The following is a 26782-nucleotide window of genomic DNA, read 5'->3' on the forward strand; positions in this document are numbered from 1 at the left end:
GGTGCCCCACGACAGCGGGCTGAGCTGGGGGAATGTGCGGGCGCGGAAAAGTGTCGTACCTCGGGGCTAGAGTTGCCGAGGCGCATTCTCCGCGCCCGCACGACCGCTCGGGAACGGCGCAGACCCGCCCGGAGCGGACAGATCCTCCTCAATCTTCTTCACCCGGGAGTACACGGACAGTGGCCGACCGACTGATCATCCGTGGCGCGCGCGAGCACAACCTGCGTGACGTCAGTCTCGACCTGCCCCGGGACGCCCTGATCGTCTTCACCGGGCTCTCCGGGTCGGGCAAGTCGAGCCTGGCCTTCGACACGATCTTCGCCGAGGGGCAGCGGCGGTACGTCGAGTCGCTGTCGTCGTACGCCCGGCAGTTCCTCGGCCAGATGGACAAGCCGGACGTCGACTTCATCGAGGGCCTCAGCCCGGCGGTCTCCATCGACCAGAAGTCCACCTCGCGCAACCCGCGCTCGACGGTGGGCACCATCACGGAGGTCTACGACTACCTCCGGCTGCTCTTCGCCCGGATCGGCGAGCCGCACTGCCCGGTCTGCGGCGAGAAGATCTCCAAGCAGAGCCCGCAGCAGATCGTCGACCGGGTCCTGGCGATGACCGAGGGCACGAAGTTCATGGTGCTCGCCCCGGTCGTCCGGGGCCGCAAGGGCGAGTACGTCGACCTGTTCGCCGAGCTCCAGGCCAAGGGCTACGCCCGTGCCCGGGTCGACGGCGTGGTGCACCCGCTGACCGAGCCGCCGAAGCTCAAGAAGCAGGAGAAGCACACCATCGAGGTGGTGATCGACCGGCTCAGCGTCAAGGCCAGCGCGAAGCAGCGGCTGACCGACTCGGTCGAGGCCGCGCTCGGGCTCTCCGGCGGCCTCGTCCTGCTCGACTTCGTCGACCTCGCCGAGGACCACCCCGAGCGGGAGCGGCGCTACTCCGAGCACCTCGCGTGCCCCAACGACCACCCGCTCGCCATAGAGGACCTGGAGCCCCGGGTCTTCTCCTTCAACGCGCCCTACGGCGCCTGCCCGGAGTGCACCGGCCTGGGCACCAAGAAGGAGGTCGACGCGGAGCTGATCGTCCCCGACCCCGAGCGCACCCTGCGCGAGGGGGCGATCCAGCCCTGGTCGACCGGCCACAACCTGGAATACTTCCTCCGCCTGCTGGAGGCCCTCGGCGAGGCCGAGCACTTCGACATCGACACCCCGTGGCGGGCGCTGCCCTCGCGGGCGCAGAAGACGATCCTGCACGGCTCCGGTGACCAGGTGCACGTGCGCTACCGCAACAAGTACGGCCGCGAGCGCTCCTACTACACCGGCTTCGAGGGCGTGGTGCAGTGGATCGAGCGGCGGCACTCCGACACCGAGTCGGAGTGGTCGCGGGAGAAGTACGAGGGCTACATGCGGGACGTGCCCTGCGCGGCCTGCGGCGGCGCCCGGCTCAAGCCCGAGGTGCTCGCGGTCACCCTCGCCGGCCGGAGCATCGCCGAGGTCTGCAACCTGTCCGTCGGCGAGGCCGCCGACCTGCTCGCCGGCATCGAGCTGACCGACCGGCAGAAGATGATCGCCGAGCGGGTGCTCAAGGAGATCAACGCCCGTCTCAAGTTCCTGCTCGACGTCGGTCTGGACTACCTGTCCCTGGACCGGCCGGCCGGCACCCTCTCCGGCGGCGAGGCGCAGCGCATCCGCCTCGCCACCCAGATCGGCTCCGGTCTGGTCGGCGTGCTCTACGTGCTCGACGAGCCCTCGATCGGGCTGCACCAGCGGGACAACCACCGGTTGATCGAGACGCTGCTGCGCCTGCGCGGTCTGGGCAACACCCTCATCGTCGTCGAACACGACGAGGACACGATCCGGGTGGCCGACTGGATCGTCGACATCGGCCCGGGCGCCGGCGAGCACGGCGGGCGCATCGTGCACAGCGGCTCCGTGCCGGCCCTGCTGGAGAACGCGGAGTCGGTGACCGGGGCGTACCTGTCCGGCCGCAGGGCGATCCCGACGCCGCCGCAGCGCCGTCCGCACACGCCGGAGCGCGAGCTGGTGGTGCACGGGGCGCGGGAGCACAACCTGCGCAACCTCACCGTGTCGTTCCCGCTCGGGCAGCTCATCGCGGTGACCGGGGTCAGCGGCTCCGGCAAGTCGACGCTGGTCAACGACATCCTGTACGCGGTGCTGGCCAACCAGATCAACGGTGCCCGGCTGGTTCCCGGCCGGCACACCCGCGTCTCCGGGCTGGAGCACGTGGACAAGGTCGTCGGGGTCGACCAGTCGCCGATCGGTCGTACGCCCCGCTCCAACCCGGCCACCTACACCGGCGTCTGGGACCACGTCCGCAAGCTGTTCGCGGAGACCACCGAGGCCAAGGTCCGGGGGTACGGCCCCGGCCGGTTCTCGTTCAACGTCAAGGGTGGCCGCTGCGAGGCGTGCTCCGGCGACGGCACGATCAAGATCGAGATGAACTTCCTCCCGGACGTCTACGTGCCCTGCGAGGTCTGCAAGGGCGCCCGCTACAACCGGGAGACCCTGGAGGTCCACTACAAGGGCAAGACCGTCTCCGACGTGCTGGAGATGCCCATCGAGGAGGCCGCCGAGTTCTTCTCGGCCATCCCGGCCATCCACCGGCATCTGAAGACGCTGGTCGACGTCGGCCTCGGCTACGTCCGGCTCGGCCAGCCGGCGCCGACCCTGTCCGGCGGTGAGGCGCAGCGGGTCAAGCTCGCCTCCGAGCTGCAGAAGCGCTCCACCGGCCGCACCGTCTACGTGCTCGACGAGCCCACCACCGGCCTGCACTTCGAGGACATCCGCAAGCTGCTGATGGTGCTGGAGGGCCTGGTCGACAAGGGCAACACCGTGATCACGATCGAGCACAACCTCGACGTCATCAAGACCGCCGACTGGATCATCGACATGGGTCCGGAGGGCGGTCACCGGGGTGGGACGGTGCTCGCCACCGGCACCCCGGAGGAGGTCGCCGAGGTGGCCGAGAGCCACACCGGCGAGTTCCTGCGCCAGGTGCTCAAGCTCGACGGCGAGCCGAAGGGCGCCGCCGCGGCCACCTCCCGCGCGGCCAAGGCCAACGGCGCGAAGGCGCGTACGCCCCGCAAGGTGGCGGTCGCCGCCCGCTGACGGTGTGTGGCCCGGCCCATGACGGCCCGCCCGGACCGGCGACGGACCGGGCGGGGCGGCTCGTCCTGGGTCCGGTCCGCCTCGGAGGCCCCGGTTGGCCGCCGACCGGCTGAACCGTCGGGCACAGTGGTGCGTGTACCCGAGTGTGGCCACCGATCATGACGGATGGCGGCAGCCGAGAGAGAGGCGAGGCATGAGTGACGACCACGTGCTGACCGGACCGGGCACGCAGACCCGCCGCGCGTTGCTCGCCGGCGCGGGCGCCGTCGGTGCGGCGGTGGTCCTGGCCGCCTGCGGCGGCGACGGATCGGCGCCGGCCAGCGGCGGCCCGGGGGTCACGAGCACCGGCGACGCCGGTGGCGGTGACCGCGAGGGTGCCCAGTCCCTGGCCCGGACCACCGACATCCCGGTCGGCGGGGGAGCGGTCTTCGCCGCCCAGGGCGTGGTGATCACCCAACCCACCCCGGGTCAGTTCAAGGGCTTCGACCCGATCTGCACCCACCAGAACTGCCCGGTGACCAACGTCGACGGGGGCACGATCAACTGCGCCTGCCACGGCAGCAAGTTCTCGATCGAGGACGGCTCGGTCAAGACCGGCCCGGCCACCAAGCCGCTGGTCCCCAAGGACGTCAAGGTCGACGGAGACCGGATCACACTGGCCTGACCGCCTACCCCTGACCGCCGGCCGGCGCGGGCTTCTCGCAAGATCCACCCGGGTTCGTTGATGTCGGGGTGTCCCGGCTGTGCGGACACCGCGCCGGCAATGAACCCGGGTCGGTCCCGCCACCGAGGTGCGGCACGGTCGGTCGCGGGGGAGTGTCGGGGGCGCGGACTACGCTTGCTGGCGTGGCTGACCCCTCGACCTACCGTCCCGCGCCTGGCACCATCCCGGAGTCGCCGGGGGTCTACCGCTTCCGCGACGGCACCGGCCGGGTCATCTACGTCGGCAAGGCGAAGAACCTGCGCAGCCGGCTCAACTCCTACTTCGCCGACCCGGTCAACCTGCACCAGCGCACCCGCCAGATGGTCTTCACGGCAGAGTCGGTGGACTGGATCTCCGTGGCGACCGAGGTCGAGGCCCTCCAGCAGGAGTTCACCTGGATCAAGGAGTTCGACCCGCGCTTCAACGTGCGCTACCGCGACGACAAGTCCTACCCCTACCTCGCGGTGACGGTGGACGAGGAGTTCCCCCGCCTCCAGGTGATGCGCGGCGCGAAGCGCACGGGCGTGCGCTACTTCGGGCCGTACTCACACGCGTGGGCGATCCGCGACACGCTCGACCTGCTCCTGCGGGTCTTCCCGGCGCGGACCTGCTCCGCCGGGGTCTTCAAGCGGGCCGGCCAGGTCGGCCGCCCCTGCCTGCTGGGCGACATCGGCAAGTGCTCCGCGCCCTGCGTGGGCAGGGTCTCGGCGGAGGAGCACCGGCGCATCGTCGAGGGCTTCTGCGACTTCATGGGCGGTCGCACCGACACGATGGTGCGCCGGCTCGAACGGGAGATGACCGAGGCCAGCGAGCAGTTGGAGTTCGAGCGGGCCGCCCGGCTCCGCGACGACGTGGCCGCGCTGCGTCGCGCCATGGAGAAGCAGACGGTGGTGCTCGGTGACGGCACCGACGCCGACGTGGTCGCGTTCGCCGACGATCCGCTTGAAGCGGCCGTCCAGGTGTTCCACGTCCGCGACGGCCGGATCCGCGGCCAGCGGGGCTGGGTGGTCGAGAAGACCGAGGACCTGACCACCGGCGACCTGGTGCACCACTTCTGCACCCAGGTCTACGGCGGGGAACACGGCGAGGCGGACGTGCCCCGGGAGTTGCTGGTGCCCGAGCTGCCCGCCGACGCCGACGCCCTCGCCGACTGGTTGTCCAGCCACCGGGGCAGCCGGGTGTCGCTGCGGGTGCCGCAGCGCGGCGACAAGCGGAGCCTGCTGGAGACGGTCACGCGCAACGCCAAGGACGCCCTCACCCGGCACAAGCTGAAGCGGGCGGGTGACCTGACCACGCGCGGCAAGGCCCTCGACGAGATCCACGAGGCGCTCGACATGCGGACGTCCCCGCTGCGCATCGAGTGCTTCGACATCTCGCAGATCCAGGGCACCGACGTGGTGGCCAGCATGGTGGTCTTCGAGGACGGGCTGCCGCGCAGGAGCGAGTACCGGCGCTTCATCATCCGGGGCGCCACCGACGACCTCTCCGCCATGTCCGAGGTGCTGCGCCGGCGGTTCGCCCGCTATCTGGACGCGCGGTCCGAGACCGGTGAGGTGGGCGTGGAGTCGGCCGACGACCCCGGTGCGCCGGGCGGCCGGGCCGACGAGGACGAGCCGCGCGTCGGGGCGCTGGTCGACCCGACCACCGGGCGTCCGCGCAAGTTCGCGTACCCGCCGCAGCTGGTCGTGGTCGACGGTGGTGCGCCCCAGGTCGCGGCGGCGGCGCAGGCCCTCGCGGACCTGGGCGTCGACGATGTCGCCCTCTGCGGCCTGGCCAAGCGGCTGGAGGAGGTCTGGCTGCCCGACGACGAGTTCCCGGTCATCCTCCCGCGCACCTCCGAGGGCCTCTACCTGCTGCAACGCGTCCGGGACGAGGCGCACCGCTTCGCCATCACCTTCCACCGGCAGCGGCGCTCCAAGCGCATGACGGAGTCGGCGCTGGACACGGTGCCCGGTCTGGGTGAGGTGCGGCGCAAGGCGCTGCTGCGGCACTTCGGGTCGCTCAAGCGGCTCTCCACCGCGACGGTGGAGGAGATCACCGAGGTGCCGGGTGTCGGCCGGCGCACCGCCGAGGCCGTCCTGGCCGCCCTGGACCCCACCCCGTCCACCGACTGACCACCCCCACCCCCACCCCCACCCCCACCCCCACCCCCACCCCCGCCCTCGGCGAGACGGCACCATCGGGGAAAGTGCTGCCTCAGCCGCTCGGGAGACAGCACCTTCCCCGATGGTGCCCGCGAGGAACGACGCGGCGGGTGTGGCGAGGGGCGGGTCAGGCCTCGGTGAGGACCGTGAGGATCTGGTCGCCGTACCTGGCTAGCTTGTTCTCGCCTACGCCGTTGACCCGGGCCAGCTCGGCCAGCGAGGTGGGCGCGTCCGTGGCGATCTGGCGCAGCGTCGCGTCGTGGAAGATCACGTAGGCGGGGACGCCCTGCTCCTTCGCGCTGGCCGCCCGCCAGGCGCGGAGCCGCTCGAAGACGGCGGCGGCCGACGGCGGCAGCTCCGCGACCACGGTGGCCGCGCCCCGGGGCTTTGCCGACCGCGTGGGGCGTTCCGGTTCCCGACGCAGCATGACCGAGCGTCGGCGGCCCAGCACCTCGGCGCTGGTGTCGGTGAGGACCAGGGTGCCGTAGTCGCCCTCGACCGCCAGCAGGCCCTCGGCGAGCAGTTGGCGGACCACGCCCCGCCACTCGGCCTCGCTGAGGTCGGTGCCGACACCGAAGACGGTCAGCGCGTCGTGGCCGTGCTGGGTGACCTTCTCGGTGGTGCGGCCGAGCAGGATGTCGATGCACTGCCCGGCGCCGAAGCGCTGGTTGCGCTCCCGGTCGAGCCGGTAGACCGTGGAGAGCAGCTTCTGCGCCGCGACCGTGCCGTCCCAGGACTCCGGCGGGTTGAGGCAGGTGTCGCAGTTGCCGCAGGCGGTGGTGCCCTTCTCGCCGAAGTACTCCAGGAGCTGCGCCCGGCGGCAGCGGACCGTCTCGCAGAGCGCGAGCATGGCGTCGAGGTGGGCGGCGAGGTTGCGCCGGTGGGCCAGGTCGCCCTCGGACGTCTCGATCATCTTGCGTTGCTGCACCACGTCCTGGAGGCCGTACGCCAGCCAGGCCGTCGAGGGCAGGCCGTCCCGGCCGGCCCGGCCGGTCTCCTGGTAGTAGCCCTCGACCGACTTCGGCAGGTCCAGGTGCGCGACGAAGCGGACGTCCGGCTTGTCGATGCCCATACCGAACGCGATCGTGGCGACCATGACCAGCCCGTCCTCCCGGAGGAAACGCTTCTGGTTCGCGGCGCGGGTGCCCGCGTCCAGGCCGGCGTGGTACGGCAGGGCGGGAACGCCGTTGGCCACCAGGAAGTCGGCGGTCTTCTCCACCGAGGCCCGGGACAGGCAGTAGATGATGCCCGCGTCGCCGGGGTGCTCGTCGCGCAGCAGCGCGAGCAACTGCTTGCGCGGCTCGCGCTTGGGCACGATCCGGTACTGGATGTTGGGCCGGTCGAAGCTGGCCACGAAGTGCCGGGCGTCGTCGAGGCGCAGCCGGGTGGCGATCTCGGTGCGGGTGGCGCTGGTCGCGGTGGCGGTCAGCGCGATGCGGGGGACGCCCGGCCAGCGCTCGTGCAGCATCGACAGGTTGAGGTAGTCGGGCCGGAAGTCGTGACCCCACTGGGACACGCAGTGGGCCTCATCGATGGCGAAGAGCGCGATCGAGCCCCGGTCCAGCAGGTGCAGGGTGGCCCGGCTGGCCAGCGCCTCCGGGGCCAGGTAGAGCAGGTCCAGCTCGCCGGCGAGGAAGGACGCCTCGACCGCGCGTCGGGCGGTGAGGTCCTGCGTCGAGTTGAGGAAGCCGGCCCGTGCGCCGACGGCGGTCAGCGCGTCGACCTGGTCCTGCATGAGGGCGATCAGCGGGGAGACCACCACCGCCACGCCGTCGCGGACCAGCGCCGGGATCTGGTAGCAGAGCGACTTGCCCCCACCGGTGGGCATCAGCACCAGCGCGTCCCCGCCGGCCACCACGTGGTCGACGACCTCCTGCTGGAAACCGCGGAAGGCGTCGTAGCCGAAGACCCGGCTCAGCACCCGCTCGGCCTCGGAGATCCGCACATCGGTGGGGGAGGTCATCCGCGGATTCTAGTGACCCACCCCGACACGGCGGTGCCGGCGGGCGGGCGCGTCCGGGCGGGAAACCGGACGATCGGGTGTTCCGACGGTCACCCGTGGAATCCCGGCCCCGGTCCGAGCCGTTAGAGTCGCTGACTGACCATGCGCGGCCGGAGCGGTCGCGGCGCCACGGCTTGGGGGTAGTGGGTGAGCGAGGCGCGTACGGCCGAGGACCATGACGGCATCGTCGGCGGGGAGCCGGCCCCGACGGAGGGGGACACCACCCTGGTGGTGGTGACCGGCCTGTCCGGCGGTGGCCGCAGCACGGTGGCCCGGGCCCTGGAGAACGTCGGGTACTACGTGGTGGACAACCTGCCCCAGGCGCTCATGCTGGACATGGCGGAGCTGGCCCACAAGGCGGGCGGGGCGGCCCGGCGTACGGCGATGGTGCTGGACGTCCGCTCGCGGGCCTTCTCCACCGACCTGGCCGGGGCCATCCGGGAGCTGAAGGAGCGCGGCTTCTCGCCCCGGGTGGTGTTCGTCGACGCCGACGACGAGGTGCTCATCCGCCGGTTCGAGAGCGTCCGGCGGTCGCACCCGTTGCAGGGCGACGGGCGGCTGGCCGACGGCATCGCCGTCGAGCGCGGCCTGCTGGAGGAGGCCCGTGACCAGGCCGACGTGATCATCGACACCAGCCAGCTCAACGTGAACCAGCTGCGCCGGCGGGTGGAGGAGCTGTTCGGCGGCGAGGACGCCCGCCGGCTGCGGGTGACCGTGCTGTCGTTCGGCTTCAAGTACGGCCTGCCGCCGGACGCCGACTTCGTGCTCGACGCCCGCTTCCTGCCCAACCCGTACTGGGTGCCCGAACTGCGGGAGCACACCGGGCGGGAGGAGGCGGTCAGCTCGTACGTGCTGGGTCAGGAGGGCGCGGAGGCGTTCGTGGGGTCGTACGCCGACCTGGTCAACGCCACCACCACCGGCTTCGAGCGGGAGGGCAAGCGGTACCTGACCGTCGCGGTCGGCTGCACCGGTGGCAAGCACCGCAGCGTCGCCATCGCCGAGGAACTGGCCGACCGGCTGCGCCGGTCCGGCCTGGCCGCGAGCGCCCACCACCGGGACCTGGGGCGGGAATGACGGCGCGGAGGGTGGTCGCCTTCGGCGGAGGGCACGGTCTCTCCGCCTCGCTGCGCGCGCTGCGGCGCTGCGCGCCGGAGGTCGACCTGGACATCACGGCGGTCGTCACGGTCGGTGACGACGGCGGTTCCAGCGGCCGGCTGCGCGCCGAGCGGGGCGGCCTGCCCCCCGGCGACCTGCGCCAGGCGCTCGTGGCGCTCGCCGGCGACCACCCGCAGACCCGGCGCAGCGCCGGCCTGTTCCAGCACCGGTTCGTGGAGCCGGCGGTGAACGGGCGCGGCGCCACCGACGGCCTGACCGGGCACGCGGTCGGCAACCTGGTGCTCTGCGGCCTCATGGAGCTGCTCGGCGACCCGGTGGCCGCCCTGGAGCACGCCGGCGCGATGCTGGGCACGGTCGGCCGGGTGCTGCCCATGTCCTGTCAACCGGTGGGGATCGAGGCCCGGGTGCGGGGTGCCGACCCGGACCGGCCGGACGAGGTCCGTACGGTCACCGGCCAGCACCAGGTGGCGGTGACCACGGGCCGGGTGGAGTCGCTGCGGCTGAATCCGGACGCGCCGACGGCCTGCCCGCAGGCGGTCGAGGCGATCGGGACGGCCGACTGGCTGATCTTCGGGCCGGGGAGCTGGTACACGAGTGTCCTGCCGCACCTGCTGGTGCCGGAGTTGGCCGCGGCGATCGTGGCCAGTCCGGCCCGCCGGCTGGTCACGCTGAACCTCGCCGCCGAGAAGGAGACCCTGGGCCTCTCGGTGGCCGACCACCTGGCGGCGCTGCGCTGGTACCTGCCGGAGCTGAAAGCCGACTACGTCCTGGCGGATTCGAAGGCGGTCGGTGACCCCGAACCGGTCGAACGTGCGGCAGAATCGCTGGGTGCCCGGCTGGTCCTCGCCCCCGTCGCGGTCACCGACGGCACTCCCCGTCATGATCCCGCCGCCCTCGGCGCCGCACTGGTGCCGGTCCTGGGTGCCGATCGTTAGACACGTACGTAATCTCCGGCGACACGCCGGAACCGGTCCGTGAGGGGACGCACAATGGCGATGACGGCGGCGGTCAAGGACGAGCTGAGCCGGGTCGACGTGCCCAAGCCATGCTGCCGACGGGCGGAGATGGCGGCTCTGCTGCGCTTCGCCGGCGGGCTGCACATCGTCTCCGGCCGTGTGGTGGTCGAGGCGGAGCTGGACACGGGGGCGGTGGCCCGACGGCTGCGCCGGGAGATCGCGGAGGTCTACGGCTACCCCAGCGAGATCCACGTACTGGCCTCGGGCGGGCTGCGCAAGGGCAGCCACTTCATCGTCCGGGTGGTCAAGGACGGCGAGGCGCTCGCCCGGCAGACCGGTCTGCTCGACGTCCGGGGCCGGCCGGTGCGCGGGCTGCCGCCGCACGTCGTCGCCGCGAACGTCTGCTGCGCGGTGTCGGCGTGGCGGGGCGCGTTCATGGCGCACGGCTCGCTGACCGAGCCGGGCCGGTCCAGCGCCCTGGAGATCACCTGCCCCGGCCCGGAGTCCGCGCTCGCCCTGGTCGGCGCGGCCCGCCGGATCGGCATCACCGCGAAGAACCGTGAGGTGCGCGGCGTGGACCGGGTGGTGGTCAAGGACGGCGACGCGATCGCCGCGCTGCTCACCCGCATCGGCGCGCACTCCAGCGTGCTGGCGTGGGAGGAGCGCCGGGTGCGGCGCGAGGTGCGGGCGACCGCCAACCGGCTGGCGAACTTCGACGACGCCAACCTGCGCCGGTCGGCGCGGGCCGCGGTGGCCGCCGCCGCCCGGGTCACCCGGGCGCTGGAGATCCTCGCCGACGAGGCGCCGAACCACCTGACCGACGCGGGCCGGCTGCGCCTGGAGCACCGGCAGGCGTCCCTGGAGGAGCTGGGCGCCCTCGCCGACCCGCCGCTGACCAAGGACGCCATCGCCGGCCGGATCCGCCGGTTGCTGGCGCTGGCCGACAAGCGGGCCCGGGACCTGGGGATCCCGGATACGGAAGCGGCCGTCACGCCCGACATGCTCGTGGTCTGATAGGACGGTGGCGGCCGGAGGACCCGAGCGAGCGCGACGAGCGCGCGTCCTCCACCGTGCCGCGGCGTCCCGCGACGCGAACCGGATCTTGCCCCGGCGCGGCGTGGTGCCGTGCGCTCGGCTAAGGTCACGACGTACGGCAAGGAGGCCGGCACAGGCATCCTCGCCGTGCTCACCGCCTCGGGCGGTCAGGTCCTTCGAGACCGCGGCGGGGTGGCCGAGATGAATCGTCAACGGCCGGCTCCAACGGTCGGCGCACACACCTCCGCCGGCCCGGGTCTTATGCCGGCGGACCAGAACGCGAGGAGATGGGACCTGTGACCATCCGGGTTGGCATCAACGGCTTCGGCCGCATCGGCCGTAACTTCTTCCGGGCCGTACTGGCGTCCGGCGCGGACATCGAGGTCGTGGCGGTCAACGACCTGACCGACAACGCGACGCTCGCCCACCTGCTCAAGTACGACAGCATCCTGGGCCGCCTCCCGCACGAGGTGAAGGCCACCGCCGACGAGATCACCGTCGGCGGCAAGACCATCAAGGCGTACGCCGAGAAGGACCCGGCGGCGCTGCCGTGGGGTGAGGTCGGCGCGGACGTGGTCATCGAGTCCACCGGTTTCTTCACCGACGCCACCAAGGCGAAGGCGCACGTCGACGGCGGGGCCAAGAAGGTCATCATCTCCGCCCCGGCGAAGAACGAGGACGTCACGGTCGTCATGGGCGTCAACCACGACCAGTACGACCCGGCCAAGCACACCATCATCTCGAACGCGTCCTGCACGACCAACTGCCTCGCTCCGATGGCGAAGGTCCTGCACGACACGTTCGGCATCCAGCACGGCCTGATGACGACCATCCACGCGTACACCCAGGACCAGAACCTGCAGGACGCGCCGCACAAGGACCTGCGTCGCGCCCGGGCCGCCGCGCTGAACATCGTGCCGACCTCGACCGGCGCCGCGAAGGCGATCGGCCTGGTGCTTCCGGACCTGAAGGGCAAGCTGGACGGTTACGCGCTGCGCGTGCCGATCCCGACCGGCTCTGCCACCGACCTGACCGTCAACGTCAACCGTGAGACCACGGTGGACGAGGTCAACGCCGCGATGAAGGCCGCCGCCGAGGGCCCGCTCAAGGGCTTCCTGACCTACAACGACGACCCGATCGTGTCCGCCGACATCGTGACCGACCCGGCGTCGTGCGTCTTCGACGCGCCGCTGACCAAGGTCGTCGGCAACCAGGTCAAGGTCGTCGGCTGGTACGACAACGAGTGGGGCTACTCGAACCGCCTGGTCGACCTGGTCAAGCTGGTGGGTCAGTCGCTGTGAGCATCCGTACCCTCGACGACCTGCTCGGCGAGGGGGTGTCGGGTCGGCGCGTGCTGGTGCGCGCCGACCTGAACGTCCCACTCGACAAGCAGACCGGAGCGATCACGGACGACGGCCGCATCCGGGCCGTGCTGCCGACGCTGAAGGCGCTGGTCTCCGCCGGCGCGAAGGTGGTCGTCTTCTCGCACCTGGGCCGTCCGAAGGGCGCGCCGGACCCGCAGTTCAGCCTCCGTCCGGTCGCCGGGCGGCTCGGCGAGCTGCTCGGAGCGCCGGTGCACTTCGCCGAGGACACCGTCGGTGACTCGGCGCGGTCCACCGTGGAGGGCCTGGCCGACGGCCAGGTCGCCCTGCTGGAGAACCTCCGCTTCAACAAGGGGGAGACCAGCAAGGACGACGCCGAGCGGGGCGCCTTCGCCGACCAGCTCGCCGCCTTCGGCGACGCGTACGTCGACGACGCCTTCGGTGCGGTGCACCGCAGGCACGCCAGCGTCCACGACGTGCCGGCGCGGCTGCCGCACGTCGCGGGCCGGCTGGTGCTGCGCGAGGTGGAGGTGCTCTCCAAGCTGGCCGGCGAGCCGGAGCACCCGTACGTGGTGGTGCTCGGTGGCTCGAAGGTCTCCGACAAGCTGGCGGTCATCGAGGCGCTGCTGCCGAAGGTCGACCGGCTGCTCATCGGCGGCGGCATGTGCTTCACCTTCCTCAAGGCGCAGGGCCACGAGGTGGGCTCCTCGCTCCTGGAGGAGGAGATGGTCCAGACCTGCCGCAACCTGCTGGAGCGCTCCGAGGGCAAGATCATGCTCCCGGTCGACGTGGTGGCCGCGGACGCTTTCGCCCCGGACGCCGCGCACGACACCGTGCGGGCCGACGGCATCCCCAGCAAGCGGGTGGGCCTGGACATCGGCCCGGAGACCGTCGCCGGGTTCGCCGCCGCGCTGAAGGGCGCGCGGACCATCTTCTGGAACGGCCCGATGGGCGTGTTCGAGATGGAGGCGTTCGCGCACGGCACCCGGGGGGTGGCCGAGGCGATCGCCAAGGCCGACGCGTTCACCGTCGTCGGCGGCGGTGACTCCGCCGCGGCGGTCCGCGCCCTGGGGCTGGACGAGTCGAACTTCGATCACATCTCCACCGGCGGTGGCGCCTCCCTGGAGTACCTGGAGGGCAAGACCCTCCCCGGCATCGCGGCTCTGGAGAACTGAATGGCGAGCACCACCCGCCGGCCGCTGATGGCCGGCAACTGGAAGATGAACCTGAACCACCTCGAGGCCAACCTGCTGGTGCAGAAGCTGGCGGCGAGCCTCACCGAGAAGCAGCTCACCGAGGTCGAGACGGTGGTCCTGCCGCCGTTCACCGACCTCCGGACGGTGCAGACCGCCGTGGACGGCGACAAGCTGCTGCTCGGGTACGGCGCGCAGGATCTGTCGCCCCACGCCTCCGGCGCCTACACCGGGGACATCTCGGGCGGAATGCTGGCGAAGCTGGGCTGCACGTACGTCGTGGTCGGCCACTCGGAGCGGCGGGCGTACCACGACGAGGACGACGTGGTCGTCAACGCCAAGGTCAAGGCGGCGCTGGCCCACGGGCTCACCCCGATCCTCTGCGTGGGCGAGGGGCTGGACATTCGTGAGCAGGGCACCCACGTGGCGCACTGCAGCGACCAGCTCGACGGGGCCCTGAAGGGGCTCTCCGCGGAGGACGTCACCAGGGTCGTCGTCGCGTACGAGCCGGTCTGGGCGATCGGCACGGGCAAGACGGCCACGCCGGAGGACGCCCAGGAGGTCTGCGGCGAGGTGCGCAAGCGCCTGGCCGAGAGCTTCGGCCAGGGCACCGCCGACGCCGTCCGCATCCTCTACGGCGGCTCGGTGAAGTCCTCCAACGTCGCCGCCATCATGGCCAAGCCGGACGTGGACGGCGCCCTGGTGGGCGGGGCGAGCCTGGATGCCGAGGAGTTCGCGAAGATCTGCCGGTTCCCGGAGCACACGGCCCGCTGATCGCTCGCTATCCTTGACTCCGCCCGTCCGCCGGTCGGTGCCGCCGTGCCCGATCTGACCGGGCGAGGACCGTAACGAGAGGAACTGACCCCAGCCATGCCGATCTGGTTCGCATACACGTTGATCGTGTTGCTGGTCATCACGAGCGTCCTGCTCACCATGCTGATCCTGCTCCACCGCGGTAAGGGTGGTGGGATGTCGAGCATGTTCGGCGGCGGCGTCAGCTCCAGCCTCGCCGGGTCGTCGGTCGCGGAGAAGAACCTCGACCGTTACACGGTCCTGGTGGGCATCGTCTGGTTCGCCTGCATCGTCGGGCTGGGGCTCTGGCTACGCCTGCAGATCGGCTCCTGAGCAGTCCGCCGAGTCGCACCATCCGCGCGCGGTCCGTCACCCGACGGGCCGCGCGCGGCCGTTTCACCCGCTGCACCGCGTCGCCCGTCGCCACCTGATCCTGATCCGGCGGCGGTTCCCCCTCCCGACGACAGGAGCGAGCAGCCGTGTCGAACGGCAACGTCATCCGCGGCACCCGGATCGGGTCGACCCCCGACCGTCCCACCGAGCGTTACGAGCCGGCCCCGTGCCGGGCGGTCACCTACTGGTGCCGCAACGACCACCGCGTCGAGATCCGGATGGCCGCGGAGGCGTCACCGCCGGACGTCTGGGACTGCCCGCGCTGCGGCCTCCCCGCCGGCCGGGACGCGCAGAACCCGCCCGGTCGCGCCCGGCCCGAGCCCTACAAGACCCACCTGGCGTACGTGAAGGAGCGGCGTACCGAGGAGGAGGGGGAGGCGATCCTCGCGGAGGCCCTCGCCGCGCTGCGCCGCCGCCGGGGACGCCCCGAGTGAAAGGAAGGGCCCCCTGTTCACGCGCGACGTTAACCGGGGACCCTTCCTATGCACCAGGCGTTAAGCGGGGGCCCTTCCTTACACCTCAGCGGAGGCTGCGTAGGCGGGTCGGCACGTCGGCCGCGGCGGCCCGGTCCAACAACCAGAGCGTACGGCTGGTGCCCTGCACCCCGGCCGCGGGCAGCTGGACCGCGCCCGCGCCGGCGAGGGCCATGCCGACCGCCCGGGACTTGTCCGCACCGCTGGCCACCAGCCAGACCTCCTCGGCGGTGTTGATCGCCGGGAGGGTGAGCGTGGTCCGCACCGGCGGCGGCTTCGGGCTGCCCCGCACCGCGCTCACCGGGCGGCTCTCGTAGTGCACCGGGTGCTCGGGGAACACCGAGGCCACATGCCCGTCCTCCCCGACGCCGAGCATCAGCACGTCGAAGTGGGGGAGGAGCGCCGTGCCCGGGCGGGCCGCCCCGGCCAGCTCCGCCGCGTACCGGGCGGCGGCCTCCTCCGGGTCGTTACCGGCCGGGCCGTCGGACGCCGGCATGGGGTGGATCCGCGCCGGGTCCAGCGGCACCGCGTCCAGCAGCGCCGCCCGGGCCTGCGTCTCGTTGCGCTCCGGGTCGCCGGCGGGCAGGAACCGTTCGTCACCCCACCACACGTCGACCCGGGACCAGTCCACCGCGTCCCGGGCGGGCAGGGCCGCCACCGCCCGGTAGACGGCGGCGGCGATCCGCCCTCCGGTCAGCACCACCGACGCCTGGCCCCGCTCGGCCTGCGCGTCGAGGACCTTGACCAGCAACCGGGCCGCCACCGCCTGGGCCAGCAGGTCGGCGTCGGCATGGACGGCGACACTCGCCTCGCTCATGCCGGCACTCCGCTGGGCCGAACGGTCCGGGCATCGGCCGCGTCGGTGTCTCGCGCGCGGTCCGTACGGCCTCGGCCGAGGGCCGGACCGTGAGCAGTGCCGTCATGAGGCACCATCGGGCTGAGCCTGATGATTCGCTCGCTCCGCTCGCTCATTCTTGTGCCTTCGTTTCTCCGGCCGGTGGCCGGTGTTCCGCAGGTGCCGTGAACCGCCGGGGGCGGTCAGTGCCCCGCACTCGTGCCCGCGTGCGCGGTGACTCCCGCCTCCGCCCGCTGCGCCTCCGAGGGATCCTTCCAGACGTGCACCCGCTGGGCCGGACGCTGGTCCAGGCCGGTCAGCTCCACCGTGGCGCCCAGCGCCTCCGCGTACACCTGGTCGGCGTCGAGCCGGCGCAGCTCCTCGGCCAGTTCGTCGCCGAGCGGCCGGCGGACCAGCGGCAGCCTGCGGTCCTCCTGGCCGGTACGCCGGAAGACCGCCATGCTGTCGTCCCGGGTCAGCGTCAGCTCGTCGCCGTTGGCGCAGCGCAGCTGCACCTCCCGCATCCGGGGGTGCTCGTCGGTGTGCTCCCACTGCGGGCTGATGCCGAGCCGGCTGGCCAGCCAGCCGCTCATCAGCGCGGCCGTCGGGTCGGTCCGCGGTGCGACCACGGTCGCCTCGGTGACCCGCGCCTCGGTGGTGTCGAAGGCACCCGCGACGAGGGTGCGCCACAGGGTGATCCGGGTCCACGCGAGGTCGGTGTCGCCGGGGGCGTAGTCCCGGGCCCGCTGGTGCAGCGCCCGGATCGGGTCGGCGGCCTGACCGGCGTCGGTGATCCGGCGGTCGGCCACCACGCCCAGGAAGTCCGTGGCGATCTCGGCCGGCGGCTCGCCGTGCCACCAGGTCACCACGGGGACGTCCGGAACCAGCAGCGGCATCACCACCGACTCGGCGTGCAGGGCCAGCCGCCCGTACATCCGGGTGACCACGGCCTCGCACGGCCCGAGCCGGCCGCCGACGACGATCTCCGCGTCCAGCCGGTTGCGGTCCCGCTCGACGTCGGAGCGGACCACCACCAGCAGGCGGCACGGGTGCGCGGCGGCGGCGATGGTCGCCGCCGCCTCCGCCTCGCGGACGCGCTTCTCGTCCACCACCACGATCAGGGTGAGCGCCATCCCGCTGGCGACCCCGCCGGCGCTGCGCCGTTCGGCGGCGAGCGCCTTGACCACCTCGTTGCCGGTGGTGTCCCACAGTCCGATCACGGCAGCCTCCTGGTTCGCTCGGTGCGCTCGCTCACAGCACGTCCTTCCGTTCGCGACTGCGGGGCTCGCAGAACCGGCTCACTCCTCGCGCTCACGGCATTTCCTTCCGTTCGCGACTGCGGGGCTCGCAGAACCGGCTCACTCCTCGCGCTCACGCCCGCCGCCACGCCCGGCCCTCGCGTGCCAGCATCTCGTCCGCCGCCCGGGGGCCCCACTCGCCGGCCCGGTACGGCTCCGGCTTCGTGTCCGCCCACGCCTGCTCCAGCGGGTCCACGACCTGCCAGCTCTGCTCGACCTCGGCGGCGTCGGGGAAGAGGGTGCGGTCACCGATCAGCACGTCCAGGACCAGGCGTTCGTACGCCTCCGGGCTGGACTCGGTGAACGCCTCGCCGTACTGGAAGTCCATCGCGATGTCCCGGACCTCCATGGTGGTGCCGGGCACCTTCGAGCCGAACTTGAGCACCACGCCCTCGTCCGGCTGGACCCGGATGACGAGCTGGTTGTTGCCCAGCGACTCCATGTCGGCCGCGTTGAACGGCAGGTGCGGCGCCTTCTTGAAGATGATGGCGACCTCGGTGACCCGCCGGGGCAGCCGCTTGCCGGCCCGGATGTAGAACGGCACCTCCGCCCAGCGGCGGTTCTGGATGCCGAGCCGGACCGCCACGTACGTCTCGGTGGTGGAGTCGGCGGGCACGCCCTCCTCGTCCAGGTAGCCGACGGCGCGCTGCCCACCCACCCAGCCGGGCAGGTACTGGCCGCGGACGGTGCCCTCGGCGACGTTGCGCGGCAGCGTGATCGCCCGGAGCACCTTGAGCTTCTCGGTGCGGATCTCGTCCGCGTCGAAGCTGGTCGGCTCCTCCATCGCCACCAGCGCCAGCAGCTGGAGCAGGTGGTTCTGGACGACGTCACGGGCGGCGCCGGCCGAGTCGTAGAACCCGGCGCGGCTGCCGATGCCCACGTCCTCGGCCATGGTGATCTGCACCGAGTCGACGTACTTGGAGTTCCACAGCGGTTCGAACAGGTTGTTGGCGAACCGCAGGGCGAGGATGTTCTGGACCGTCTCCTTGCCCAGGTAGTGGTCGATCCGGAAGACGTCCTCGCGGGTGAAGACGTCGTCGACCAGGTCGTTGAGCGCCTTCGCCGAGGGCAGGTCGTTGCCGAACGGCTTCTCCACCACGACCCGGCGCCAGCCGCCGGACTTGGCGTTGTCGGCCATGCCGGTGCGGGCGAGCTGCTTGAGCACGACCGGGAACGCGGCCGGGGGGATCGAGAAGTAGAAGGCGGCGTTACCGGGGATGCCGTGCGTCTGGCGCAGCTCGTCGAGCGTGGCGGCGAGCTGGTCGAACGCGGCGTCGTCGTCGAACGAGCCACCGACGAACTTGATGTTGCCGGCGAGCCGCGCCCACACCTCCTCCCGCCAGGGCGTGCGGGCGTGCTGCTTGGCCGCCTCGTGGGCGAGGGACTCGAAGTCGCCGTCGCCCCAGTCCCGGCGGGCGAAGCCGAGGACGACGAAGCCCGGTGGCAGCAGCCCCCGGTTCGCCAGGTCGTACACGGCCGGCAGCAGCTTCTTGCGGGCCAGGTCACCGGTGACGCCGAAGATCACCAGGGCGCAGGGCTCCGGGATCCTCGGCAGCCGCCGGTCCTGCGGGTCGCGTAGCGGGTTCACGCCGCCTCCTCGCTCCGCATCGTCCACGTTCGTCATCGTCACGTGCGCAGCGCTCCGACCGCATCCAGCAGCTGGGCCACGCCCGCCGACCGGTCGGTCAGGTGCAGGCGCACCAGCGGACGCTCCCGGCCGGCCAGGGCCTGCCGGTCGCCGGCGGCCTGCGCGGCCTGCAGCTCACCGAAGGTGTACGCCCTACCGGGCACCGGCAGGTCCTCCGTCACCGCGCCGGTGAGCTGGAGGTAGCTGCCCACCTGCGGGCCGCCCTTGTGGTACTGGCCGGTGGAGTGCAGGAAACGCGGCCCCCAGCCGAACGTCACCGGACGGCCGGCGGCACCGGCCAGCGCCGGACGCAGCCGGGCCGCGTCCGCGTCGGCGAACCGGTCCAGGTACGCCATGACGGCGAGGTAGCCGTCGTCGCCGAGCGCGTCGACCAGCCAGCGCAGCACGCCGGCCAGGTCACCCGGCGAGCCCTGCGGCGCGTACACCTCGATCGCGCCCTCGGTGAACGACGGCTTCTCCGCCGGCGGGCCCGAGGCGAGGATCTTGTTGGTGTTCTCCTTGGACTCGGTGACGTTGGGCTGGTTGAACGGGTCGATGCCCAGCACCACACCGGCGATCGCCGTGGCGTACTCCCAGGTCAGGAACTGGGCGCCGAGCGGGCCGTTGACCGCCACGTCCGGGCTCGCGCCGCCGCCGGGCACGTCCCCGACGGCCAGCGCACCGCCGTAGGTGACGGTGAGCACGTCGTCGCCGGTGGCTCCGGGGCTCTGCGGTGACTCGACCACCACCGGCAGGATGCCCACGCCGGCCTTGCCGGTGGACTCGGCGATCAGCTGCTCGGCCCAGTCGCCGAGACCCTCGACACCGGTGCCGTCGGAGACCAGCGCGATCTTGTCGCGACCCATGGTGGCCGCGGCGCCGAGCGCCGCCCCGAGCGCCAGACCCGGGTTCTCGCGGTCGCCCCCGAGCGAGCGTGACAGCTCCTCGGCCTGGTCCAGCAGCTCGGCGACCTCGACGCCGGCCAGCGCGGACGGGACCAGCCCGAACGCGGTCAGCGCCGAGTAGCGCCCGCCCACGTTCGGGTCGGCGAGCACGGTGAACGCGCCCATCTCGGCGGCGGTGGCCTCCAGCGGCGAACCCGGGTCGGTGACGATGACGAAGTGCCGGCCGGCCTCCGCCTCGGTCATCCCGGCGTCCAGGAACGCCTGCCAGTACGCGCGACGGTGGCTGTCGGTCTCCACGGTGGAGCCGGACTTGCTGGCCACCACGACCACGGTGCGCTCCAGCCGGTCGGCCAGCGCCGCCCGGACCTGGCCCGGGTCGGTGGTGTCCAGCACGGTGAGGTCCTTGCCGAGGGTGCGCGCGATGACCTCGGGGGCCAGCGACGAACCGCCCATGCCGGCGAGGACCACGTGGTCCAGGTCGCCCAGCTCCGCCTTCAGCTCGGCGAGCTGGGGGAGCAGCTCCAGGCTGCGGCGGTGGGTGTCCACCCAGCCGAGCCGGATCTTCGCTTCGGCCTCGGCGTCCGGGCCCCACAGGGTCGGGTCCTTGTCGGCCAGCTTCGCCGGCACACCGGCGGAGACCAGCGCGTCGCGGGTGGAGGCGGGCGCGGACTTGTCGACCGCGTCCGCCCCGTACACGGCGAGCCCGGCGGCCGCCTCGACGGCCCCCGCGAGCAGGTCGCTCATGCGTTACCCCCCGCCCGCTGCGCGGCCTCGGCGTTGCCCTTCGCGGCGTCGCCCGGGTGCCCGGTGCCGGCGCCCGCGGCGGCGAGCGACTTGCCGACGCCGTCGAGCAGCTCCAGCCAGCTCGCCTCGAACTTCTCCACGCCCTCGCGCTCCAGCACGCCGATCACGTCGGCCATGTCCACGCCGACCGACTCCAGGTCGCGGAAGACCTTCCGGGCGTCGTCGTACGCGCCGGTGACGGTGTCGCCGTTCGTCTCGCCGTGGTCGGCGTACGCGTGGATGACCGATTCCGGCATGGTGTTGACGGTGCCGGGGGCGATCAGCTCCTCGACGTAGATCACGTCCCGGTAGTCCGGGTTCTTCGTCGAGGTGGACGCCCACAGCGGCCGCTGCGGGTGCGCACCGGCGTCGGCGAGGGCCTGCCAGCGGTCGGAGGAGAAGACCTTGCCGTAGCGCTCGTACGCCAGCCTGGCGTTGGCCACGGCGGCCTTGCCGCGCAGCGCCTTGGCCTCGCTGGAGCCGATCTTCTCCAGCCTCTTGTCGACCTCGGAGTCGACGCGGGAGACGAAGAACGACGCCACCGAGCCGATCTTGGACAGGTCGTGGCCGTTGGCCTTCGCCTGCTCCAGGCCGGCGAGGAACGCCTCCATCACCTGCGAGTACCGGTCCAGGCCGAAGATCAGGGTCACGTTGACGCTGATCCCCTCGGCCAGGGTCGCGGTGATCGCCGGCAGGCCCGCCTCGGTGGCCGGGATCTTGATGAAGAGGTTCGGCCGGTCGACCAGCCACCAGAGCGCCTTGGCCTCCGCGACGGTCTTCTCCGTCTCGTGGGCCAGGCGCGGGTCGACCTCGATCGAGACCCGGCCGTCGACACCCGCGCTGGCGTCGTGCGACGGGCGCATCACGTCGCACGCCCACCGCACGTCGTACGTGGTGAGCATGCGTACGGCCTCCTCGACCTCCAACCCGCGGGTGGCCAGGTCGCGCAGCTGCCAGTCGTACTCGTCGGCGTCGCTCAGCGCCTTCGCGAAGATTGTCGGGTTCGTGGTCACCCCGACGATGTGCTTCTCCCGGCGGAGCTGGTCCAGCCCGCCGGAGCTCAGCCGCACCCGGGAAAGATCATCGAGCCACAGCGCCACACCTGCGGCGGTGAGCTCGCTCAGCCTGTCCGTTGTCATACCGCCAACGCTCCCCTCAGTTGCCGGTCGTGAAACCGGTGATGTCGCCGACCCGGGCCAGCGCCGCGTGCGCGGCCGCCACGATCCGGTCGGGGGTGAAGCCGAACTGCTCGAAGAGCACCGTGTGCGGCGCGCTCGCCCCGTAGTGCTCCAGGCTGACGGTCTCGCCGCAGTCACCGACGATCGCCTGCCAGGACATCGCGATGCCCGCCTCCACGCTCACCCGAGCCTTTACCCCGCGCGGCAGGACCGACTCCCGGTAGGCCTCGTTCTGCTCGTGGAACCACTCCTGGCAGGGCATCGAGACGACCCGGGTCGGGGTGCCGTCGGCCTCCAGGCGCTCACGCGCGGTCAGGCAGAGCTGCACCTCGGAGCCGGTACCGATGATGATCACCTGCGGCTTGCCGTTGGACGCCTCCGCCAGCACGTAACCACCACGGGCCACGCCCTCGGCGCCGGCCAGGGCCGACCGGTCCAGGGTCGGCAGCGCCTGGCGGCTGAGCGCCAGGGCGGTCGGCCGGTCGGTGTGCTCCAGGGCCTGCCGCCACGCCCAGGCGGTCTCGTTGGCGTCGGCCGGGCGGACCACGTCCAGGCCGGGGATGGCCCGCAGCGCGGTCAGGTGCTCCACGGGCTGGTGGGTCGGGCCGTCCTCGCCGAGGCCGATCGAGTCGTGCGTCCAGACGTAGACCACCGGCAGCTTCATCAGCGCGGCCAGCCGCACCGACGGGCGCATGTAGTCGCTGAAAACGAGGAACGTCCCGCCGTACGGGCGGGTGCCGCCGTGCAGGGCGATGCCGTTGAGGATCGCTCCCATGGCGTGCTCGCGGATGCCGAAGTGCAGCGTCCGGCCGTACTCGTGGCCGGGGAAGTCCTTGGTCGCGTGACCGGCCGGGATGAAGGAGGGCTCGCCCTTCATCGTGGTGTTGTTGCTCTCCGCGAGGTCGGCCGAGCCGCCCCACAGCTCCGGCAGCACCGGGGCGAGCGCCTCCAGGACCTTGCCGGACGCGGCCCGCGTCGCGATGCCCTTGGCGTCGGCGGGGAACTCCGGCAGCGCGTCGCTCCAGCCCTGCGGCAGCACCCGGCCGGCCATCCGGTCGTACAGCGCCTTCCGCCCGGCGTTGGCACCGGCCCAGGTCTCGAAGGCCCGGGTCCACTCCTGCTGGGCGGCGTCGCCCCGCTGCATCACCTCGCGGGCGTGCGCGAGGACCTCCTCGGCGACCTCGAACGACTGGGCCGGGTCGAAGCCGAGGATCTGCTTGGTGGAGGCCACCTCGTCGCCGCCGAGCGCCGAACCGTGGATCTTGCCGGTGTTCTGCTTGTTGGGCGCGGGCCAGCCGATGATGGTGCGCAGCGCGATGAAGGAGGGGCGCGCGGTCTCGGCCTTCGCCGCCAGCAGCGCCCGGTACAGCTCCTCCACGTCCTCGTGGTAGTCGCCCTGGTCGGCGTCGCCGCGCCGCCAGTCGACGGTCTGCACGTGCCAGCCGTACGCCTCGTAGCGGGCGGCGACGTCCTCGCTCTTGGCGATCCGGGTGTCGTCCTCGATCGAGATCTCGTTGTCGTCGTAGATCAGGCAGAGGTTGCCCAGCTGCTGGTGCCCGGCGAGCGCGCTGGCCTCGTGGCTGATGCCCTCCTCGATGTCGCCGTCGGAGGCGATACACCAGATGTCGTGGTCGAAGACCGAGGCGCCCGGCTCGGCCTCCGGGTCGAACAGGCCGCGCTCGCGGCGGGCCGCCATCGCCATGCCGACGGCGTTGCCGAGGCCCTGGCCGAGCGGACCGGTGGTCGTCTCGACGCCCGGGGTGTGCCCGTGCTCGGGGTGGCCCGGGGTGAGCGAACCCCACTGGCGCAGCGACCGCAGGTCCTCCAGGCTCAGCGGGTAACCGGCGAGGAAGAGCTGGATGTAGAGGGTCAGGCTGGAGTGGCCGGCGGAGAGCACGAAGCGGTCCCGCCCCGCCCAGTTCGGGTCCGCCGGGTTGTGCCGCATGACCCGGTTGAAGAGCAGGTACGCCGCGGGCGCGAGGCTCATCGCCGTGCCCGGGTGGCCGTTGCCGGATTTCTCGACGGCGTCCATGGCCAGCACGCGGACCGTGTCCACGGCCCGGCGATCGAGGTCGGACCAGTTGAGTGCGGGGTGCTCGGGTCGGTTGGCAGCCACGATGGTTGTGCTCCTCGGCAGATGGGCGGAACCCTCACTGATGACCCTATCGAGCGGTCCTAAACGTCCGCCCGGGGATCTCTGCATGCTCGTATGTACGTGTCCGGGGGCATCGGTCGTTCAGTACGTCCTCGTCGTCTGCCGGTGTGACGACCGGCACCGTTACCGGGTCCCCCGGGCAGCCAAAACGACAGCGCGTAGTGTGTGGTGCGGTGTGGACCCCGGACGTGGTCCCGCCCGGCCCCGACCTCCCCTCCCGACGCCGGAAGGTGGCAATCCGTGAGCATGATCACCGAGCGCCCCGTCAGCAACTCTGCCGGGCAGCCGCCGGTGCGCACGGCCGCGGAGAGGGCGACGGCCCGTCCCCGCGATCTCCGGGCGGTCGTGGCCGCGTACGTGGCGCTCACCAAGCCGCGGATCGTCGAGCTGCTCCTGGTGACCACGGTGCCGGCGATGATGCTCGCGCACGGCGGCATGCCGTCGCTGTGGCTGGTGGCGGTGGTGCTGGTGGGCGGCTCCCTCGCCGCCGGCGCGGCCAGTGTCCTCAACTGCTACATCGACCGCGACATCGACCAGCTGATGCGGCGCACGAAGCGTCGCCCACTGCCCGCGCACACCGTGTCGCCGCGCAACGCGCTGGTCTTCGGGCTGGTGCTGGCGGTCGTCTCGGTCGCCCTGATGGCGGTGGCGACCAACCTGCTGGCCGCCGGGCTCACCCTGGCCGCGATCGTCTACTACGACCTCGTCTACACGCTCTGGCTCAAGCGCACCACGGCGGCCAACACCTTCTGGGGCGGCGCCTGCGGGGCGGCGCCGGTGCTGATCGGCTGGGCGGCGGTCACCGGTTCCCTCGCCCCGGCGGCGTGGGGCCTGTTCGCGGTGGTCTTCTTCTGGCAGATGCCGCACTTCTACCCGCTCGCGATGAAGTACAAGGACGACTACGCTCGGGCGGGCATCCCGATGCTGCCGGTGGTGGCCTCCACCCGCCGGGTCAACGCCGAGATCCTGATCTTCGCCTGGCTCACGGTGCTGACGTCGCTGGCGGTGTGGCCGCTGGGGATGAGCGCCATCTACGGCGTGCCGACCCTGGTGGTGGGGGCGATCTTCCTGGTCGAGGCGCACAAGCTGTGCCGCCGCGCGACGCGGGGCGAGGCCGTCAAGCCGATGCGGCTGTTCCACTGGTCCACGACCTACCTGACGATCCTCTTCGCCGCGGTGGCGCTCGACGCCCTGCTCTGAGCCCGCCTGTCGGCACGCACCACTGAAGCCGGACAAGTCACTCTCACGGATGACTTGTCCGGCTTTACCATTGCACGAAAGGAAGTTTCGTCACACTGCTCTACCTGTCGTCGTCTGTTCATGATCCGAGCACTTCGTCACGGCGGTTCCGACCGATAAGTCCGGACATATCCGGGCGGTTTACCTGTTGTCTTTCTTAAACCTGCGGGTAATTGGCATCACAAAAGGTTCATGGAAGTCGCCCGCACGGGTGCACATCTGCTTAGGCTTCGCGTCATGGCAGATGGTTCCGATACGACGCTGACGGCTGAGCAGGCCGCCACCGCGCAGGCTCCCAACGGCCTTGTTGCGGGTATCAAGTCGTTCGCCGCCGGGCACGGCGGGGCGAAGGCGGTCATCGAGTACGTCGGCAAGCGGGGGGCACGGATCGTCCTGGTGGGCGAGGACGGGGCGTGGGGCGACCAGTTCGCCGACGACACCGTCGTCGCACGGCAGGCGTGCGCCAAGGCGGGAGTCACCGTCGAGAACGCCTGGGAGCGTGAGCTCATGGACCAGATGCGTCCGAGCAACGACCTCTGGCGGTCGATGGCCCGGCGCACGATGTCCCGCTGACACATAAATTGTCCAGTTACCACCAGTCGACCCGGGGGAAACCCCGGGTCGCTCTCGTGACCTGCGCCGAACTGGCCGACCTGGAGGCGGACGACCGCCTCGTGATCGGCCCGCTCGCGGCGCGCGGTGTGGCCGCCGACGCCGTCGTCTGGGACGACCCGGCCGTCGAGTGGGCGCGCTACGACCTGGCGGTGCTCCGCTCGCCCTGGGACTACATGTCCCGGCGGGACGAGTTCGTCTCCTGGGCGGGGACCGTGCCGGCCCTGGCCAACCCGGCCGACGTGGTGGGGTGGAACACCGACAAGCGCTACCTCGACGAGCTGTCCGCCGCCGGGGTTCCCACCGTGCCCACCTCGTGGGTGGCGCCGGGGGAGACGTGGGTCCTGCCCGCCGACCGTGGCGAGTACGTGATCAAGCCCGCGGTCAGCGCCGGCAGCCAGGACACCGGCCGCTACGACCTGGCCGACCCGGAGCACCGCGACCTCGCGTACGCCCACGTGCGGCGCCTCGGCGACGCCGGCCGGCTGACCATGGTGCAGCCGTACCTCGACGCGGTCGACACGGCCGGCGAGACCGCGCTGCTCTTCCTGGCCACCCCGGACGGGCTCCGGTTCAGCCACGCGATCCGCAAGGGTCCGATGCTCGCCGGGCCCGATCTCGGCACCGACGGGCTCTACAAGGCCGAGGAGATCAGCGCCCGCGCCCCGGGCGCCGAAGAGTTGGCGGTGGCGGAGAAGACCCTGGCGGCGGTCCCTGGCGGGTCGGAGCGGCTGCTCTACGCCCGGGTGGACCTGATCCCGGGTGCCGACGGCGCGCCGGTGCTGGTGGAGCTGGAGCTGACCGAGCCCTCGCTCTTCCTCGGGTACGCCGACGGCGCCCCCGAACGCCTCGCCGAGGCGATCCTCACCCGCCTGTCCCGCCCTGTCTGATCGGCCCGG

Annotated in this window: 21 protein-coding genes; 14 read left to right on the top strand and 7 right to left on the bottom strand. The window is 72.0% G+C overall.

What is annotated here, in order from left to right:
* The first annotated feature begins 179 nt into the window (after positions 1-179).
* The 3 genes from uvrA to uvrC all read left to right on the top strand — a co-directional run bounded on the left by uvrA (position 180) and on the right by uvrC (position 5939).
* Positions 180-3122 (top strand): excinuclease ABC subunit UvrA, encoded by a 2943-nt coding sequence (uvrA, locus tag ACIBR0_RS00350; protein ID WP_396711775.1) that lies wholly within the window; start codon positions 180-182, stop codon positions 3120-3122.
* A 193-nt stretch (positions 3123-3315) separates the two neighbouring features.
* Positions 3316-3786, top strand: a complete 471-nt coding sequence (locus ACIBR0_RS00355; RefSeq protein ID WP_396711777.1) for a Rieske (2Fe-2S) protein — start codon at positions 3316-3318, stop codon at positions 3784-3786.
* 182 nt (positions 3787-3968) lie between these two features.
* Positions 3969-5939, top strand: a complete 1971-nt coding sequence (uvrC, locus tag ACIBR0_RS00360; RefSeq protein ID WP_396711779.1) for an excinuclease ABC subunit UvrC — start codon at positions 3969-3971, stop codon at positions 5937-5939.
* Positions 5940-6096: 157 nt separating this feature from the next.
* On the opposite strand, the gene recQ is transcribed toward uvrC, so the two are convergent.
* The gene (gene recQ / locus ACIBR0_RS00365) at positions 6097-7932 is read right to left on the bottom strand and encodes a DNA helicase RecQ (RefSeq protein ID WP_396711781.1); all 1836 of its coding nucleotides are present in this window, start codon (positions 7930-7932) and stop codon (positions 6097-6099) included.
* 222 nt (positions 7933-8154) lie between these two features.
* Between recQ and rapZ the strand changes: the two genes are divergently transcribed.
* From rapZ to ACIBR0_RS00405, 8 genes are all read left to right on the top strand, one after another.
* Positions 8155-9045 carry an RNase adapter RapZ gene (rapZ, locus tag ACIBR0_RS00370; RefSeq protein WP_357030040.1) on the top strand — a complete coding sequence of 297 codons (891 nt, stop codon included), beginning with the start codon at positions 8155-8157 and terminating at the stop codon, positions 9043-9045.
* The gene (gene yvcK, locus ACIBR0_RS00375) at positions 9042-10022 is read left to right on the top strand and encodes a uridine diphosphate-N-acetylglucosamine-binding protein YvcK (protein ID WP_396711783.1); all 981 of its coding nucleotides are present in this window, start codon (positions 9042-9044) and stop codon (positions 10020-10022) included. Before rapZ ends, yvcK begins: the two co-directional genes overlap by 4 nt.
* A gap of 54 nt (positions 10023-10076) precedes the next feature.
* Positions 10077-11057, top strand: a complete 981-nt coding sequence (gene whiA, locus ACIBR0_RS00380) for a DNA-binding protein WhiA (protein WP_030337350.1) — start codon at positions 10077-10079, stop codon at positions 11055-11057.
* A gap of 317 nt (positions 11058-11374) precedes the next feature.
* Positions 11375-12379, top strand: a complete 1005-nt coding sequence (gap, locus tag ACIBR0_RS00385) for a type I glyceraldehyde-3-phosphate dehydrogenase (protein ID WP_396711784.1) — start codon at positions 11375-11377, stop codon at positions 12377-12379.
* The gene (locus ACIBR0_RS00390; RefSeq protein ID WP_396711786.1) at positions 12376-13575 is read left to right on the top strand and encodes a phosphoglycerate kinase; all 1200 of its coding nucleotides are present in this window, start codon (positions 12376-12378) and stop codon (positions 13573-13575) included. The genes gap and ACIBR0_RS00390 overlap by 4 nt, the downstream gene beginning before the upstream one ends.
* On the top strand, positions 13576-14367 hold the full coding sequence (tpiA, locus tag ACIBR0_RS00395; RefSeq protein WP_357030018.1) for a triose-phosphate isomerase: 792 nt from the start codon (positions 13576-13578) through the stop codon (positions 14365-14367).
* A gap of 96 nt (positions 14368-14463) precedes the next feature.
* On the top strand, positions 14464-14718 hold the full coding sequence (gene secG / locus ACIBR0_RS00400) for a preprotein translocase subunit SecG (protein ID WP_357030020.1): 255 nt from the start codon (positions 14464-14466) through the stop codon (positions 14716-14718).
* 146 nt (positions 14719-14864) lie between these two features.
* Positions 14865-15212: an RNA polymerase-binding protein RbpA gene (locus tag ACIBR0_RS00405; protein WP_396711789.1), complete on the top strand. Its 348-nt coding sequence runs from the start codon at positions 14865-14867 to the stop codon at positions 15210-15212.
* A gap of 85 nt (positions 15213-15297) precedes the next feature.
* Here the strand turns inward: ACIBR0_RS00405 and pgl are convergent, their stop codons facing one another.
* From pgl to tkt, 6 genes are all read right to left on the bottom strand, one after another.
* Positions 15298-16068 carry a 6-phosphogluconolactonase gene (pgl, locus tag ACIBR0_RS00410; protein ID WP_396711791.1) on the bottom strand — a complete coding sequence of 257 codons (771 nt, stop codon included), beginning with the start codon at positions 16066-16068 and terminating at the stop codon, positions 15298-15300.
* A 221-nt stretch (positions 16069-16289) separates the two neighbouring features.
* Positions 16290-17306 carry a glucose-6-phosphate dehydrogenase assembly protein OpcA gene (locus ACIBR0_RS00415; protein ID WP_396711792.1) on the bottom strand — a complete coding sequence of 339 codons (1017 nt, stop codon included), beginning with the start codon at positions 17304-17306 and terminating at the stop codon, positions 16290-16292.
* A 151-nt stretch (positions 17307-17457) separates the two neighbouring features.
* A complete protein-coding gene (zwf, locus tag ACIBR0_RS00420; RefSeq protein ID WP_396712430.1) occupies positions 17458-19008 on the bottom strand; it encodes a glucose-6-phosphate dehydrogenase in 1551 nt (516 codons plus the stop codon).
* 2 nt (positions 19009-19010) lie between these two features.
* Entirely contained in the window at positions 19011-20660 is a 1650-nt protein-coding gene (locus ACIBR0_RS00425; RefSeq protein WP_396711794.1) for a glucose-6-phosphate isomerase, read from the bottom strand.
* Positions 20657-21838 carry a transaldolase gene (tal, locus tag ACIBR0_RS00430; protein WP_396711796.1) on the bottom strand — a complete coding sequence of 394 codons (1182 nt, stop codon included), beginning with the start codon at positions 21836-21838 and terminating at the stop codon, positions 20657-20659. The genes ACIBR0_RS00425 and tal overlap by 4 nt, the downstream gene beginning before the upstream one ends.
* 16 nt (positions 21839-21854) lie before the next feature.
* Positions 21855-23993 carry a transketolase gene (tkt, locus tag ACIBR0_RS00435; protein ID WP_396711798.1) on the bottom strand — a complete coding sequence of 713 codons (2139 nt, stop codon included), beginning with the start codon at positions 23991-23993 and terminating at the stop codon, positions 21855-21857.
* 279 nt (positions 23994-24272) lie between these two features.
* On the opposite strand from tkt, the gene ACIBR0_RS00440 reads away from it, so the two are divergent.
* The 3 genes from ACIBR0_RS00440 to ACIBR0_RS00450 all read left to right on the top strand — a co-directional run bounded on the left by ACIBR0_RS00440 (position 24273) and on the right by ACIBR0_RS00450 (position 26773).
* On the top strand, positions 24273-25232 hold the full coding sequence (locus tag ACIBR0_RS00440) for a heme o synthase (protein ID WP_396711800.1): 960 nt from the start codon (positions 24273-24275) through the stop codon (positions 25230-25232).
* A gap of 276 nt (positions 25233-25508) precedes the next feature.
* Positions 25509-25844, top strand: coding sequence for a hypothetical protein (locus ACIBR0_RS00445; protein WP_357030037.1), 336 nt, complete (start codon positions 25509-25511; stop codon positions 25842-25844).
* 8 nt (positions 25845-25852) lie between these two features.
* Positions 25853-26773, top strand: a complete 921-nt coding sequence (locus ACIBR0_RS00450) for a RimK family alpha-L-glutamate ligase (RefSeq protein WP_396711802.1) — start codon at positions 25853-25855, stop codon at positions 26771-26773.
* Positions 26774-26782 lie beyond the last annotated feature (9 nt).

This window comes from Micromonospora sp. NPDC049497 (assembly GCF_044465805.1).
Taxonomy (GTDB): domain Bacteria; phylum Actinomycetota; class Actinomycetes; order Mycobacteriales; family Micromonosporaceae; genus Micromonospora.